The sequence below is a fragment of the Rhizobium sp. SG570 genome, from assembly GCF_012275345.1.
Classification (GTDB): Bacteria; Pseudomonadota; Alphaproteobacteria; order Rhizobiales; family Rhizobiaceae; genus Rhizobium; species Rhizobium lusitanum.
Window position 1 is genome coordinate 77778 of sequence record NZ_JAAZQI010000007.1, and the last position, 15006, is coordinate 92783.

General features: G+C 57.7%; 15 protein-coding genes. 6 read left to right on the top strand and 9 right to left on the bottom strand.

Annotated features, from left to right (window positions below; translation table 11 throughout):
- Window positions 1–4 precede the first annotated feature (4 nt).
- The gene (locus FHT28_RS15810) at window positions 5–1048 is read left to right on the top strand and encodes an MsnO8 family LLM class oxidoreductase (protein ID WP_168596700.1); all 1044 of its coding nucleotides are present in this window, start codon (window positions 5–7) and stop codon (window positions 1046–1048) included.
- Between the two features lie 252 nt (window positions 1049–1300).
- On the opposite strand, the gene FHT28_RS15820 is transcribed toward FHT28_RS15810, so the two are convergent.
- The 4 genes from FHT28_RS15820 to FHT28_RS15835 all read right to left on the bottom strand — a co-directional run bounded on the left by FHT28_RS15820 (window position 1301) and on the right by FHT28_RS15835 (window position 5625).
- Complete coding sequence (locus FHT28_RS15820; RefSeq protein WP_246704869.1) at window positions 1301–2896, bottom strand: Na+/H+ antiporter; 1596 nt, start codon at window positions 2894–2896, stop codon at window positions 1301–1303.
- 245 nt (window positions 2897–3141) lie between these two features.
- The gene (locus FHT28_RS15825; protein WP_168596701.1) at window positions 3142–3987 is read right to left on the bottom strand and encodes a nitroreductase family protein; all 846 of its coding nucleotides are present in this window, start codon (window positions 3985–3987) and stop codon (window positions 3142–3144) included.
- A gap of 85 nt (window positions 3988–4072) precedes the next feature.
- A complete protein-coding gene (locus FHT28_RS15830; RefSeq protein WP_168596702.1) occupies window positions 4073–5065 on the bottom strand; it encodes an NAD(P)H-quinone oxidoreductase in 993 nt (330 codons plus the stop codon).
- Entirely contained in the window at window positions 5062–5625 is a 564-nt protein-coding gene (locus FHT28_RS15835) for a hypothetical protein (RefSeq protein ID WP_047640253.1), read from the bottom strand. Before FHT28_RS15835 ends, FHT28_RS15830 begins: the two co-directional genes overlap by 4 nt.
- Window positions 5626–5982: 357 nt before the next feature.
- On the opposite strand from FHT28_RS15835, the gene FHT28_RS36845 reads away from it, so the two are divergent.
- Together FHT28_RS36845 and moaA are read left to right on the top strand one after the other, a co-directional pair.
- On the top strand, window positions 5983–6240 hold the full coding sequence (locus FHT28_RS36845) for a LysR family transcriptional regulator (protein ID WP_348644988.1): 258 nt from the start codon (window positions 5983–5985) through the stop codon (window positions 6238–6240).
- 109 nt (window positions 6241–6349) lie between these two features.
- Complete coding sequence (gene moaA / locus FHT28_RS15840; protein WP_168596703.1) at window positions 6350–7387, top strand: GTP 3',8-cyclase MoaA; 1038 nt, start codon at window positions 6350–6352, stop codon at window positions 7385–7387.
- Between the two features lie 161 nt (window positions 7388–7548).
- Here moaA and FHT28_RS15845 read toward each other — a convergent pair whose 3' ends face one another.
- The 5 genes from FHT28_RS15845 to FHT28_RS15865 form a co-directional block, all read right to left on the bottom strand.
- The gene (locus FHT28_RS15845) at window positions 7549–7929 is read right to left on the bottom strand and encodes a response regulator (protein ID WP_037198682.1); all 381 of its coding nucleotides are present in this window, start codon (window positions 7927–7929) and stop codon (window positions 7549–7551) included.
- A 32-nt stretch (window positions 7930–7961) separates the two neighbouring features.
- Window positions 7962–8639 (bottom strand): response regulator transcription factor, encoded by a 678-nt coding sequence (locus FHT28_RS15850; RefSeq protein WP_037198683.1) that lies wholly within the window; start codon window positions 8637–8639, stop codon window positions 7962–7964.
- Window positions 8632–10215, bottom strand: coding sequence for a PAS domain-containing sensor histidine kinase (locus FHT28_RS15855; protein WP_037198753.1), 1584 nt, complete (start codon window positions 10213–10215; stop codon window positions 8632–8634). The genes FHT28_RS15850 and FHT28_RS15855 overlap by 8 nt, the downstream gene beginning before the upstream one ends.
- A 451-nt stretch (window positions 10216–10666) precedes the next feature.
- A complete protein-coding gene (locus FHT28_RS15860) occupies window positions 10667–10915 on the bottom strand; it encodes a hypothetical protein (RefSeq protein WP_162693751.1) in 249 nt (82 codons plus the stop codon).
- 89 nt (window positions 10916–11004) lie between these two features.
- Complete coding sequence (locus FHT28_RS15865; RefSeq protein ID WP_168596704.1) at window positions 11005–11838, bottom strand: formate/nitrite transporter family protein; 834 nt, start codon at window positions 11836–11838, stop codon at window positions 11005–11007.
- Window positions 11839–12399: 561 nt separating this feature from the next.
- On the opposite strand from FHT28_RS15865, the gene FHT28_RS15870 reads away from it, so the two are divergent.
- From FHT28_RS15870 to mqo, 3 genes are all read left to right on the top strand, one after another.
- Window positions 12400–12621 carry a LysR substrate-binding domain-containing protein gene (locus FHT28_RS15870; RefSeq protein WP_081999647.1) on the top strand — a complete coding sequence of 74 codons (222 nt, stop codon included), beginning with the start codon at window positions 12400–12402 and terminating at the stop codon, window positions 12619–12621.
- Window positions 12622–13093: 472 nt separating this feature from the next.
- Window positions 13094–13510 (top strand): cupin domain-containing protein, encoded by a 417-nt coding sequence (locus FHT28_RS15875; RefSeq protein ID WP_037198688.1) that lies wholly within the window; start codon window positions 13094–13096, stop codon window positions 13508–13510.
- Window positions 13503–14996, top strand: a complete 1494-nt coding sequence (mqo, locus tag FHT28_RS15880; protein ID WP_168596705.1) for a malate dehydrogenase (quinone) — start codon at window positions 13503–13505, stop codon at window positions 14994–14996. The genes FHT28_RS15875 and mqo overlap by 8 nt, the downstream gene beginning before the upstream one ends.
- The last annotated feature ends 10 nt before the right edge of the window (window positions 14997–15006 follow it).

Consider the following 15006-nt stretch of genomic DNA (forward strand, 5'->3'; position numbering starts at 1 on the left):
CGACATGAGCGAGAAGCTGACCCTATCCATCCTCGACATCGGCCCGATCCGCTCGAACCAGACGGCGACGGATTGCTTCAATTCCATGATTGAACTGGCTAAGTTTGGAGAGAAGCTCGGCTATCACCGCTACTGGTTGGCGGAACATCACAACGTCGCGGCCGTCGCAGCCAGCCATACGGCCGCGTTTGCGCCAGTCATTGGAGCGCATACGGCGCGCATCCGGATCGGTGGATGCGTGCTTCTGGCGCATTGCCCGCCGCTGCTCGTCGCAGAACAGATGGGCCTGCTGGAGGCCTGCTATCCCGGCCGCGTCGACCTTGGCATCGGCCGCTCGACCGGCGCCGACTGGGCGACGAGCTCGCTTCTGCGTGGCGGCACCGAGATGAAATCCGATGAAGCGATGATCGGCGACCTGCGCAATCTGCTTGCCCTCAATCGGCCAGAAGGTCTGACTGTCTCGCAGGATGACCGCGAATTCACCTTCAGGGCGGTCCCCAACGCTTCAAGTGCGCCGGCGCCTTGGATATTGGGGACATCCTGGTATTCGGCGCAGCTCGCCGCGGAGCTCGGTTTGCCCTATGCCTTCGGCTATCACATCCGCGCTGAAGGCGCCAAGGAAGCGATCGCGCTCTACCGGGAACGCTTCAAACCCAGCGCCTATCTGGCGGAGCCGAAGGTCCTCGTTTCGGCGATCGTGGTGATCGGAGAAACCGACGAAGAAGCAGAGCGGCTGGCTCGCCCGCAGTTGTTCTTCATGTCATCATTCCGATCGGGCGAGCCCGTGCAGTCGCAAATGCTGGTCGAGGAAGCCGATGGAAAGGAGTTTCCATCTCGCCACGAAAGTCTCGTGCAGATGTTTCGTCGATCCTGGATCATCGGATCGCCGGACCGTGCCGCCGAAGGAGTTGCAAATCTTGCTGCCGATCTCGGCGTGTCGGAGATGATGATCAATCCGGTGGTGTCGGCCTATTCTTCGCAGCCAGCGGACCGGGCGCCGAACCGCGAATTTACCCTTGCCGCGTTGGCTGAGCGCTTCCCTCAGTAGGCACTGAGATCGGGCGCGACTTTCCAGTGGCGCCTTCAAATTCAAGTTCGCAAAGATTCTGAGAGATCCCGCCCGAGTTGAGGTCGTCGAAGCGACCGATAACGACTTTGCGGCAATCGACTGAGACGGAGTGGTCCACAAGCTCCGCCACTATCCCAAACGAGTTACTCTTGCTTCTTGAAAGTTCATTTTGGGTGCATCCGCGACTCTACCGCGGTCGGGCCGCGTTCTTACACAAGTCAGGAATGAACGTCAGACGACGCGCTCGTCCCGTCGCTTAAGCGTGGCGAGTTCTTGCAAGTCCAGATCCTGCTCGATATTCCGCATGACCCGGTCGGTGACGCGACCGGTCCTATACAATTTCAGAACTTCAGCGCGTCCCGCTCGAATTGCCGCCAGGATTGCCTCGAAATGCTCGGCAGACAGCGACTTCTTTCTCTCTGGCGCCATGTTGAAATGCGGGGCTGACAAGACACTGAAGAGGTAGCGATCCGACATATGGGGCAGGCCCCGCGCCCGACTCGTATGGAGGTATTCGAGCATTGCCTGATACTGAATATCGGCAATCTTCTTGCGTATTCCAGTCTCATCCCTTGCCAGTTGAGCATTGCTTTTCGGCGTGATCGAAGGAAACAGCTTGATGACGAGCGGCAGTGTCGTGCCCTGCAACAGCACGGTGACCAGTATCACTCCGAAGGCGGATGCCAATATCAGGTCTCGTCCCGGGAATTCCATCGGCAGTGACAGCGCGGCTGCCAGTGTCACCGCACCCCTCATACCAGCCCAACTTAGGATAACGGTCGCGGGGAGCGATGGAAGATGCTTGGGGTGTATTCCGAACCGCGATAGCCCTGTCCAAATCATATCCGATCCGACAAGCCACACGAAACGCGTCACGATCACGGTGACGACGACGGCCGCAACAGGAATCCCCAATGTTTGAATGCCGTCACCGACGCTCTCAAAGTGATTGAGTGCCTGGCGCAGAGACAGACCTATCAGCACAAACAGTAGAGATTCCAACAGAAACACGAGGACACGCCAGAATGCCTGCGCCCTGATGCGTGTCGCAGCGGAAAAGATCTCGTGCTGTTGCCATCCCAACATCAGGCCGGTCGTCACCGTGGCAAGGACACCGGAAAAGCCCAGGCGATCGGAGATCATATAGGATACGGCTGCAAGCAGCAGCGTGGCTGTGACGATCAACTCGCTGCTTTGGAAATGTCGCAAAAGCCGCAGGGCCACCCAACCGAGCGTGGCACCGACCATCACGCCGCCAAGCGACACCACGAAGAAAGTCGCGGCTCCCACCGGCGCGTCGAAAGTGCCACTCACCGCTGCAGAGACGGCAAAATGGAAGAGGACAAGGCCGCTCGCATCGTTGACCAGGCTCTCGCCAGTCAGGACCGTCGTCACACGGGTGGGTAGTCGCAATTTATCGAGCACGGCGCGCGCGGCAACTGCGTCCGGGGGCGATACGATGGCACCCAATGCAAACGCAGCAGACCAGGGAATATCCGGGCGCAGCCAATGGACCATCGCCCCCACAGATAGTGTCGTGAACGCCACGGCGCCCACGGCCAGCGAAGAGATCGCCGCGAAATACTGTTTGAAGTCGAGCCAGACGGTCTGATACGCGCTGCTGAGAAGAAGCGGCGGCAGAAACACGACCATCACGAGATTGGGATCCATCGCGACGACAGGAATTCCGGGGATGAAGGCAAGCGCGATTCCGCCGCCAATCAGGGCGGCAGCAGAGGGCAGGTGAAGGTGTTTGGCGGCGAACGCCAAAACGAGCACCGCCATCAGCAGACCGACAAGAAATTCGTAGTCGAGTTCGATAGACATGTCAGCAGGCTCGCAGATCAGGATGTGCCAGCGAGGCCGGCACCACGGGTCGTGTTCGTAGGACCTTTTGGACCTATTTCAGCTGCGTATGACCGGCGCGATCGACCCAGAAATCAACCGGATTGACGCTTACGCCAGGGCAGAACTCTCTCGTCGCGAGAGCCGGCCTGCCGATCAGATGGCTCGTCGCGAACCGGCACAAATGTTGCGTTCTGCTCGTGTCTGTGGCGCCGGCTGAGGAGGCGTTACCGCGTCCACATATAGGCTACACGAAGGAATTCCATGTACCGATCTCGGCCGTGGAGCGCTCTTCTTGTGCCCAGCCGGACGGCAACAGCCCCTGACCATCCGTGAGGAGCCGTTCCCTGTTTGCCCTGGAATTCTGTCATGACGCGATCGTAGGCCATGATCTCCTGGCCTTCAGCAACGCGATAGACCTCGTCATGCACCACGATGTCCTGACTCAAGCGCGGCTTGATGTCGCTGTCATGCCGGGGATGGGGCCGCCCGACGGCGAGACCGATGACCGGAACGCACCGTGCGGGAAGTTGCAGGAGCGCCGCCAGCGCCTCGGCGTTATTCCGCACGGCTCCGATAAAGCAGGTGCCGTAGCCAAGCGCTTCGAATGCCAATGCTGCATTTTGAGCGGCAATGCAGGTGTCGACCATGCCGAGCATCGTTGATTCGAGATAGTCGAAGGCCTCAAGCTGTGTGTCGTAAGCCTCACCGATCGCATAGTTGCGGCTCTGATCGGCTAGCCATACGAGCATCAGGGGCGCATCGTCGATCTGGCCCTGGTTGCCGCAAAGGCGATTGACCTCCTGCTTATGCGACGGGTCCGACACCTTGATCACACTCCAGCTCTGAAGGTTGGACGACCTCGCTGCCGACTGGGCGGCGGCAATCGCAGTCCTCACATCGCCTTCGGCCACCGGATCGGATGTAAACCGGCGAATGCTTCGATGCATCAACATATGATCGATGATGGGATTGCCGGATCGGACGAGGCTATCTGCGTCACCATATCGATCCGCAACGGCATCAGCGACAGGGCGACGGTATTTTACGGCATAATTTTTATAGTAGTCCATCGCTACGCTCGCTTGTGAACGGCTTTCGCCGCGATTGCGGCCTCAAAAATCGGCGGTCACCGCCAAGCGGCGGTAACCGTGGGGATCAGTCCTCGTTATCGATCGTGAGAACGATCTTCCCGAAGCCGCCACCTGTTTCCATTGCACTGTGGGCGGCAGAGGCGCGAGCAAGCGGGAAAGTCTGCCCGATCACTGGCCGCAATCGGCCATCGCGGAACATGGGAAGACCGTCTTCGGTAAACCGGCGGACCATTTCGCGCTTTTCTTCAGCGCTGCGCGATTTCATCACCGTGCCGATGATCTTCAGGTGGTTGTGGAGGACGAGGCCCAGAGAAATGTCTGTGTTATCCTGGCCACTGAGCAGGCCAACCTGGACCAGCCGGCCGCCGGGACGCAGACTGCGAAGGTTGCGCCCGAGATAAGGGCCACCTACGAAATCGACGATCACATCGACGCCCTGGCCATCAGTGGCATCACGGATGCCGCGCTCGAAGTCCTCGGAGTTGTAGTCGAAGACACGCTCCGCACCGAGTGCCTCGACTTCCGCCCGTCGCGACGCAGACGCGGTCGCGAAGACGCGTGTTCCCAGAGCACTGCCGATCTGGACTGCCGCCGAGCCGATACCACCAGCTGCCGCATGAATGAGGATCGAACTGCCAGGCGCGATCTCGCCAAGATGAACGAGCGCCTCCCAGGCGGTGACGAAGGATTCCATGATTGCTGCGGTCTCGACGAAGCCGAAACCTTCAGGAATGGCCACTGCCATGCCTCGGTCGACACGCGCATACTCGGCATAGGCGCCACCGCCGACGATAGCCATGACGTGATCGCCAGGCTCCACGTCCGTCACGTCGGATCCGACGGCAACAACTCTGCCCGACAGCTCTAATCCCAGCAAGACACTTTCTCCATAGGTTTGGGTGCCGTAATAGCCTTGGCGCTGTAGCAGGTCGGCGCGGTTAACACCGAGTGCCTTGACCTCGACAAGGAGGTCGCCTGGGCGCGGCTCCGGTTTGGGAACCTCGTTAAGGCGGAGAACATCCGCCTTGCCAAAGTTGTCATAGACGATCGCCTTCACTCTGCAGCGACCTTGGCGGCGGCGCGAGCGCGAGCCTTGCGGGCAATGCTTTCGGCGAAGAACGGCGTTTCGCGATGGTTGTGGTCACCACCGGCAGCCTGGCGGGCAGCTGCAGCATCTTCGAACGACTGGCCGTGCTGCTCGATGAAGGCCATGAAGGCGTCGGTCGGGTGGCAGGTAACCTTGTTGGTGTAACGGGTGCGGTTGCCATCGATCGCTTCCGCGATCAGCTCCCAGACGACATTGACCTGCGTGCGCTCGCCGGTGGGCGTGAAGACGTCGGAGATGGAATTCATGCGGCAATAGGACGGCGTGGCCTCGTCGGCGACATAGTGCTGGATGACCAGGCCCGTGCCGATCTTCTCGACGTTGATAGACATCTTGCGGCCATCATCGGTGAAGGTGGCGCCGCACGAGACGTGATCCGGCACGCAGCAACGCTGATATTCCGCTTCCGGCAGGTTGAAGAGCCAATCGGCGATATCGATCTGGTCGAGCGGGACGTCGATCTCATGCGAGTAAGCGGAGAGCGAAAGCAGCTTGTCGGTGATGACTTTCATGGTTCTATCCTTTCGGTCTGTTTTTTGCACCCGAACCCAAGGCCTTTCCGGCAAAGTTCCTGGCACTCTTGCGGTGATCTTTTCGAGCAACCCGTTGTCTGCTCTGGGGTGAAATTGGCATTCGACGGGCTTGGCCTCAATTATACTGATTAGTCTCGACCCTATCCTTTGGTCTTGGCTTCTCGCCTTCGCCATCGGCAAAGGTGTTGGAGGAAAGTCCGGTTTTTTGCGCAGAATGCAGGGAAATACAGCGAAAACGCTTGTTTCTGAGGTTTTCTGGCAAGCAGGAAATTGGACCCTATAGGCCGCAGGTATAAGCCCAAATCTCCTCAAAACGGTTTTGCCGGGAATGCAAATATGAAAGCTGAGTTTCTTCCCACATTCGTGGATGTCGTCCAGGAAGGAAGCTTCTCCGGAGCAGCCCGCAAACGTGCCGTCACGCCGTCGGCTGTTGGAACGACGATCCGCCCGGTATTTACCTTCTACGGACCCTCCAGAGCCCAAGTGCCAAGGTTGTCGCCTTCACGAAAGCGCTTATGGCGTCGATTGGAACACCCCACACTGGGAACCGACGTCTTAATCAACTTTCCGAGCGACCTCGTCGCGGACGAGTGACGTCCACTGCGTGATGCACGCGCAGGACATTAGCCTATACATAAGTATGGTTGTCCTGGCGCTTCGTGTGCTGGATTTTCATGCGAAATCGGAAGGAACCGCGAGACAGATGACAGTTCTTCAGACTGCGCAGAGCTTTGAAACCCCAGCCGAAAACGGATTGATCGATCCGTTCGGCAGAGCTGTTACTTACCTGCGCGTCTCCGTGACAGACCGGTGTGATTTCCGTTGCACCTATTGCATGGCAGAAAACATGTCGTTCCTTCCAAAAAAGGATCTGTTGTCACTCGACGAGCTCGATCGGCTTTGCTCTGCCTTCATTGAGCGAGGTGTCCGCAAACTTCGGTTGACGGGCGGAGAGCCACTGGTTCGTAAGAACATAATGTATCTGGTCCGCGAGCTGGGCCGACATATCGGTCAGGGGCTCGACGAGCTGACATTGACAACCAACGGCTCCCAGCTGGCGCGGTACGCTTCAGAACTCGCCGACTGCGGCGTGCGGCGGATCAACGTCTCGCTTGACACGCTCGACCCGGAGAAATTCCGTAAGATCACTCGGTGGGGTGATTTCAACCGTGTCATGGAAGGGCTGGACGCTGCGCAGAAGGCCGGGATCGCGATCAAGCTCAATGCCGTTGCCCTCAAGGACTTTAACGACAGCGAGATGCCAGCTCTCATCCAGTTCGCTCACGGTCGCGGAATGGACCTCACCGTTATCGAAACGATGCCGATGGGAGAGATCGACGAAGACCGCACTGAGCAATATTTGCCGCTTTCAAAGTTGCGCTCCGATCTGGAGCAACAATTCACGTTTCACGATTTGACGTATCGCACCGGTGGTCCGGCGCGCTACGTGAAGGTTGCGGAGACAGGTGGTCGTGTGGGCTTTATCACGCCCATGACCCATAATTTCTGCGAAAGCTGCAATCGCGTTCGACTGACCTGCACAGGTACGCTTTACCTATGTCTCGGCCAGAACGACGCCGCGGACCTTCGGTCTGTACTGCGCACTGATGGAAGCGCCACGGCCCTCGATACAGCAATTTCGGAAGCGATCAGTCGCAAGCCGAAAGGCCATGATTTTATCATCGACCGCTCGAACAATCGTCCGAGCGTCGCCCGGCATATGAGCATGACCGGTGGTTGAGCCACGTTTGGTAAAAAGATCTATCAGTCGCGTTCAACAACGACGACCTCCTCCGGTTCTCCATCGCCTTAACTGACAGCTTCTGGGAAAGCCGCTGTGCGAGGCCTTCTCCGTCTCCCTGGCATTTGGATAATGACGGTCGTTGAACGACCGATCTTTGGTCAGGCGCGCTTGGGTAAAGCCAGCGCCACATCGATAAATTCGATCAGTTTGGTCAGATCAACCGGCTTGCCGAGAAAGGCTAGCGCACCACCGTCAAGCGCTGCGCTTCGGGTATATTCGTCGTGATAAGACGTCATGAAGATCATGGGAGGACGGTCTCCGTCCTGATTCAGACGACTTTGAAGTTCGATACCGTTCAGACCGGGCATTTTCACATCAACGACCATGCAGTCCACGGTAGAGCGCTGCTTGAATGCGAGGAAGGCCTCAGCAGACTCGAACAGCTTGCTTTGATATCCGAGCGATTTGATCAGGTCATCGAGCGCTTCGCGGATTGCCAGATCGTCATCGACAACGGCGATTAGGGAAGATTGGGACACTTATTCCGACTCTCATTGTTTTCTTATTGGTCTTAGGCAACGCGGACGAGCGTGGGACTTGCCGATCGTGCCAGATGTTCAGTGGCATGCTCAGTCGCGCGAACCAATTCTGCGACCGACTTCACCTGCATCTTCTTCATGACGTTTCCTCGATGCAGTTTTACGGTGATCTCGCTTATACCGAGCCTGAAGGCGATTTGCTTGTTCATTAGACCTTCGACAACTGCCTCCATCACCTCACGCTCTCGAACTGTCAAGGTCTCGAAGCGGGTTGCGACGTCTTGGTGGCGGCGCATTTCGCGTCGGCGGGTTGCATCGCGTTCGACTGCAGCAAGGACGGCATCCAGAATATCCTGATCGCGAAATGGCTTGGCCAGGAAATCCACGGCGCCCGCTTTCATGGCACGGACGCTCATGGAGATATCGCCGTATCCGGTCATGAAGACGATGGGGAGAAGGCTACCGGCACGCTCGAGATGGGTCTGGAAGTCCAGGCCGTTGATGCCAGGCAAGCGAACGTCAAGAACGATGCAACCCGCGCGATTGAGATCGGCCATCCCCATAAACTCGTTCGGGTTTGCGTAGGCCTCAGCCTCGAACTGCATGGAGCGAAAGAGGTCGATCAGGGACTCCCTCATCGAAAGATCGTCATCGAGAATATAGATGACGGGGGAGTCCGGGTTCCGCTTGCTGGTCTTCATTTCAAGCATCGGCTTTCTCCTTCGGTAATTTGATCTCAAAAATCGCGCCGCCATCGGGATGATTGTGCCCATCAAGCGAGCCGCCTATGGCTTCAATGGTACTTCTGCAAATAGAAAGGCCGATCCCCATGCCGTTTTCCTTGGTCGTGAAGAAAGGCTTGAACAGGTTCTGCTGAGCATCGGCATCAAGTCCTCGCCCTGTATCCCGAACCGTGATTGAGACGTGAGTTGCGTCGGCTGGCGCATCCAGCGTGATGGTCACCAGTTTCTTGGAGGCATCCGATCCCGTCATGGCCTGCGCCGCGTTGGAAATCAGATTTATCAGGACCTGCTGCATCTCGACGCGAATGCCGGCAACCTCTGGAAGTTTCGTCTTTTGGACGACCTCCACATCCGTTTGTTCGCGCTGCAGATCGTGGTCCATCAGCGTGAGTGTGTCGTTGACCAAACTCGCCAGATCAACGGTCTCATTCTCCTTTGGTGTCGGCAGCATCATGACACGTGTGTTCTTGAAAATGTCACTCGCCCGATTACTGTCGCGTAGGATCCGTTCTGCAGATCGCTTTGCCGATTCAATGTCCGGCGGTGTCCGATCAAGCCAGCGAATAAGGGTCTGCGAAGCGACTGCGATTGCTCCAAGTGGCTGATTGAGCTCATGGGCGAGCGACGCCGACAACGCACCGACCGTCGCCGCTTTCGAAGCACGGCTCAGTTCAGCCTGTGCATCGGCAAGCGCCTTGCGTGCTTCCTCTCGCTGCGTCACATCAACCATGCTGACGATCACACGACTGAACGCCGATGGATCTTTCGGAAAGCTGATGTCGAGAAGAACGATTCTCGGTTCGCCATCTTCGTTGAACACCTCTGCATTGTCTTCGAAATAGGTTGCTTCATCCATGATAGCCTGCAGCAGGGCCGTGAACGTATCGCTATCCTTCGGGATGATCCGGTGCATGATGCCACCTGGAACATCGGCAGCAAATGCACCAAGGAGCTCAACCGCCGCCTCGTTGGCATCAACGATTTCAATCTTATAGACGCAATCCTTCAAAAAGCCGGGGTTCGACTGCGCATAGGCCTTCGCGTCGGTCACGCCGCGAGATTTTAGACTCATCAGGAATTCGCGCAATTTCGAATAATCCCACTCCCACAAGGCGACCCGAGTGCGATCAAAAATCGCACGATAGCGGGCTTCACTAGCGCGCAACGCAGAGTTTGTCTGAAGAAGCGCCGTTCTGGCTTGGTCTGTTCGCAACAGCAACGCTGCTGTCACTGCTAGAGCGGCAAGTGCTACACAAAGGCGCAGGAAAGTCGGAAAGTCAGGATCCGACGCGTGTGTCACGAAAAATGAAGTCAACGCGCCTACCATGAAGAGCGCCGTGACGATGATCAGACCAAGCCTGTTTACGGACTCAGCTGCCAGCAGAAGCGCAATCACATATAGAACGGCTATCGCACCCTCGATCTGGGAGAACATATCGACGGCAAAAACCGCCGCAGCCACGAGCAGGGCTGTACTACCAAAGATCAGATCGTATCGACCTGCTTCCAACCTTGCCAATCTCAATTCCAGCACCTGTGTCATGGGCGGTTCCATATCTTTGAGATGAAGGATAGCTTTTCGCGGCGTCCGCCGGACCTATACAATGGTCTAGTTGCTCATTACGGGAACCCTTCGAAACGAGGGAATTCGAGGCAGAGTCGCCAAATAAAAGAGGCCGCCTTCCCGGCAGTGGAAGGCGGCCTTTGCGGATCGCGGTGGTCCGCAGTCGGTCCGAGGGGAGGGTTGCTCGGACCTTGCAGCGCCTTGGCGCTGCCGGCCTCGTCGAGGGGCGGCGATCGAGGTAACGAGTGTCAGATTAGCGGGCTGTTCGAATGAACGTAACTATACTTAGGTGTCGCCGACCATATACGTTCGCGCACGCGCCCACGGCATTTGAGGACATTCCCACGATTGTGTCGCGGGCTTCGCGTCCTGGCGATTCTAGAATTGGCGCCAGAAAAGCGGCGCCTCAAAGCATCCGATCTCGCGAGCGTCATCCAGTGAAATTCTGTTCGATCCGGCTGACTGAAGCGGACATTTTTCCTATTAATGCGGGCCCAAAGGTGGCGTCAGAGATCTCGGCGGCGGAAAGCCGTATTGATTGCGATAGGTCTGCCAGCATCACCTCCAGGTCTGCCATTGCCCTCGCCTTTGCCACAAGCGACATTTCTTCGAGCTTGGCACAAAGGCCTATGACGATGCCATGGCGCGCATGAGCGGTCATGGATTTGAGATGCTTCATCTGGGCGCCGGCATCATCGGGCCGGACGCTGGGGAACGCCAACTGGAGTGCGGCACCATTGTTCTCGCCGGGTTCGGTTGGCGGAGACATCACTGGTCACCCCGCGTTGCCTTGATACGTGATTGAGAGGGGACAGCTGATGGCGCAAAGGAAACGTGGCCACTGCTATAGAACTGGGCCCAGTATCCAAGCGCCATGAAGACGGCGCCGCCAATCAGATTGCCGAGCGTCACCCAGACGAGGTTGTGGATGGCCCCAGCGAACGTCACGCTTGGTGGATGATCACCGATGAGCGCGACTGCAAAGGTAAACATGTTTGCCACCGAATGCTCAAAGCCGGCGGCGACAAAAATCGTGATTGGCCAGAAGATCAGCATGACCTTTGCCGCGGCGTTGTCGGTTCTGCCGGCCATCCAAATAGCCAGACATACAAGCCAGTTGCAGAGGATCCCTCGCGCCAGAAGTGCTGCAGAGCCAGCCGACATCTTTGCAGAGACGATACTGAAGAATGTCTGGCTGCCATCACCAAGGATGACGCCGCCACCTGCAAGATGGATGAGCGCCGCAAGAATAACTGCGCCGACCAGATTGCCGATCCACGCCGCACACCAAACCAGAATGACATCACCGATTGTCGCCCGCCGGGTCAGAACCGCGAGCGTCATGTGCATGGCTGTTCCCGTAAACAATTCGGAGCCAGCAAAAACGACGATCGTCAAAGCAGACGAAAAGACGATGCCCATGACCAGATGGGCCCAAGCAGGATCGACGTGAGCACCGGCGGTGAACATTAGAACATCGCCGAAGCCGATATAGGCTCCGGCCATTGCTGCGCCGATCACGAAAGCAAAAAACTGGGTTTTGACGACTTGCGCCTTGTGGACGCCAGCTTCCGCGAAACTGTTGACGGAATCTTCGTACATCGTTCGACCTCTCGCGCCCATCCGGGCGTAACATTTGAGTTGTCGAACCGTAGCCCTCATCGCACCATGGCTGAACCATACGTACGTTTAGGGGACCAGCCCTATGGTATCGTTTTGTGCGTGCTCCGCAGGCTAGTCCGGCAAGGTGAACATCGTTATCGCATGGACGAACGGCCGAGTCGCTGCCCGTATGCGGCAATCTCGCGGCCGACCACGATCCTCTCCGCTTCAAAACCACGCAATGCCGCCACAAGATTGTTGCCCGCCGAAGATGCGCACGAAGCGACAGGACGTCGCCGGCCGCCTTGGCCACGCCCATTGCTGTAGGGGGGCGAACCACGAACGCCGCATCTCCGATCAGAGCGGTTGAAGTCCCGCTGATCCGGTCCGCCTCATAATCGAAAATGCCCTGGACGGACGGGGCCTCCTCCGCATCGATCGCCACGATGAACTGTGGCGGAAGAAGCCTTGCTGCATCCTCACGCAACAGCCTGCGTCGCAGGTCGGAAAGTTCGCCTCGTGCAAGTGAGAACCGAGAAGACCGTCCGGATTGCCCGGTAAATGTCTATTGCAGGTCTTGTTGCCCGGTGGAATGTGGCCGATGACGTGCGTGCGGGCCGCCTCGTCCAAATCAAGATCCAAGGGGTGGAACCCGAGCCACTCGCTGTCTGGGCTGTCTATCCCACGACACGCATGCTTCTGCCCAAAGTAAGAGCATTCATAGAAGCGCTTGACGAAAAGCTTACAGAAATGCTGGGCCCTCTTTCGCGGCCTGATGAATAGGAGACCCGACGAACGGTCAAGCCTTGCCGATATAAGCCGAAGCAATCCGGCGACTCCACGCCATGATGATCTACTGCGGCGTGCGGCAACTTCTCGCCAACCGGACCGTAAACGACATTAAGCGCGTTGTCGGAATGGAGCTCCAAGTTTTCCTTACGTGGTCTCAGATCGGTTCTTCCGAAAGACTGACAGCAATCTAAACCGCTACGTGGAGGTCTATCCCATCCGTTGCCTTGGGCAGTACAGGATGCGCGCTAGTGCTTTGGAGGGGAACAGAATTATATTATTTAAATTTATTGATTTTCAATAGCTTACGCCTGACAAGACAAATCCTCGATAGGCTAAAGTCTGGTCGAATCTATACCTAAGCGTGGTATCGCCGCCGATCGCCAGCAGCTTAGGCTGCACCTCACTGCAAACAGATCAGGCCCGAAAATGCAACGGGTGTCTGAACCAAAGTGAGGTGAAAGACATGTTTCGATGCGTCCGAATCTGGACCGACAGCGAGGGCAATTCCAAGTTCGAGGAGGGGGTCATCGATCTCCCGAAGGGTGAACGCGGAGACACATTAAGTGCGGTGTTCAAGAGCACTTCCATCTCGTTTCGCGAGACCGGGCCTGGCGGAGAATATGCCTGGCATCCTGCCCCCATCCGCCAGTTCGTTCTCACCTTGAGCGGCACGCTCGAGTTCGAAACCAAAAGCGGCAAGCGCTTCACCATTCATCCGGGCGACATTCTACTTGCCGAGGACACAACGGGCACAGGCCATCGTTGGCGGCTGCTCGGGGAAGATCCGTGGCGTCGCGCATATGTGATCCTGGCAAACGCTGCCAGCGCCGGGTTCGTCGCAACCACGTCGTCGCAGAGCAAGGAGCAGGTGCATGGCTAACGTCAACGAGAAAGCCGACATCGTTCTCATCGGCGCCGGCATCATGAGCGCGACTGTGGCGACCATGCTCAAGGAGCTTGAACCTGGGCTGTCCATGGTTGCTTTCGAAGTGCTTGAGGACTGCGCGCTCGAAAGCTCCCATGGCTGGAACAACGCCGGTACGGGCCACGCGGCCAATTGCGAACTGAACTACACGCCCCAGCTCGCAGACGGCACCGTCGATATCCACAAGGCCCTCGAAGTCAACGTCGAATTCGACGTCTCGCGGCAGCTTTGGTCACATCTCGTCCGCAAGGGCGCGATCCAGGATCCGGGCGCCTTCTTGCATGCCTGCCCCCATATGAGCTTCGTGACCGGGGACGCCAATGTCGCGTTTCTTCGCAAACGCTTCGATGCCATGACGAAAAGCCATTGCTACCATGGCATGGAGTTCTCGGACGCTTCGGCCAAGATCGAGGAGTGGGCGCCGCTCGTCATGGAAGGTCGCGCCAATGGCGAAGCGGTTGCAGCTACCCGTATCGTCAGCGGTGCGGATGTCGACTATGGTGCCCTCACCCATCTTCTGATGGCCCAGCTTTCGGCGCAGAGCGGCTTCTCGGTGTTCTTTAAGCACCGCGTCACGGACCTGTCGCGGACCGAGGAAGGAAAATGGCGCGTCGAGGTGGAGGATGTCACAAGCGGTGACAGGTCCTCGACCGTTGCCGGCTTCATATTCATCGGCGCCGGCGGCGCGTCCATCGAGCTCCTCCAGAAATCCGGCATTCCCGAAGGTCACGGTTATAGCGGTTTCCCAGTTAGCGGCATCTGGCTTCGGTGTGACGACGATGCCGTTGCAAGCCGCCATCATGTCAAGGTCTACGGTAAGGCGGCACACGGCTCTCCGCCCATGTCGGTGCCTCACCTCGATACTCGCATCATCGGCGGCAAGCGCTCGGTCCTGTTCGGCCCCTATGCCGGCTTCTCGACCAAGTTTCTGAAGGAGGGATCATATCTTGATCTCTTCGGTTCGATCCGTCCGGCCAACATTCTGCCGATGCTGGATGTGGCATTCCACAGCTTGCAGCTCGAGGAATATCTCGTCGGCCAGGTCGTCGCGACTGACCGCGCAAAGTTCGAGACGCTACAGCATTTCTTCCCGTTGGCAAAGGAAGAAGACTGGACCGAAGCCGTCGCCGGTCAGCGCGTCCAGATCATCAAGCCGAAGGGACATGTGGGTGGCGAACTGGAATTCGGCACGCAGCTGATTGCTGCCGCCGATAACTCCCTCGTCGCACTCCTCGGTGCCTCCCCTGGTGCTTCAACGGCAGCTTTCATCGCGATAGAAGTCCTCGAAAAGTGCTTTGCCGACAGGCTGACCGAAGACGCCTGGCTGCCACGCCTGCGTGAAGTCATCCCGACTTACGGCATCGACCTCAAGACGGACGCTGATGCCTGCCGCAAGATCAGATCAGAGACCGCCTCCGTGCTCGGTCTGGAATTCGTTTGATCTGATATGG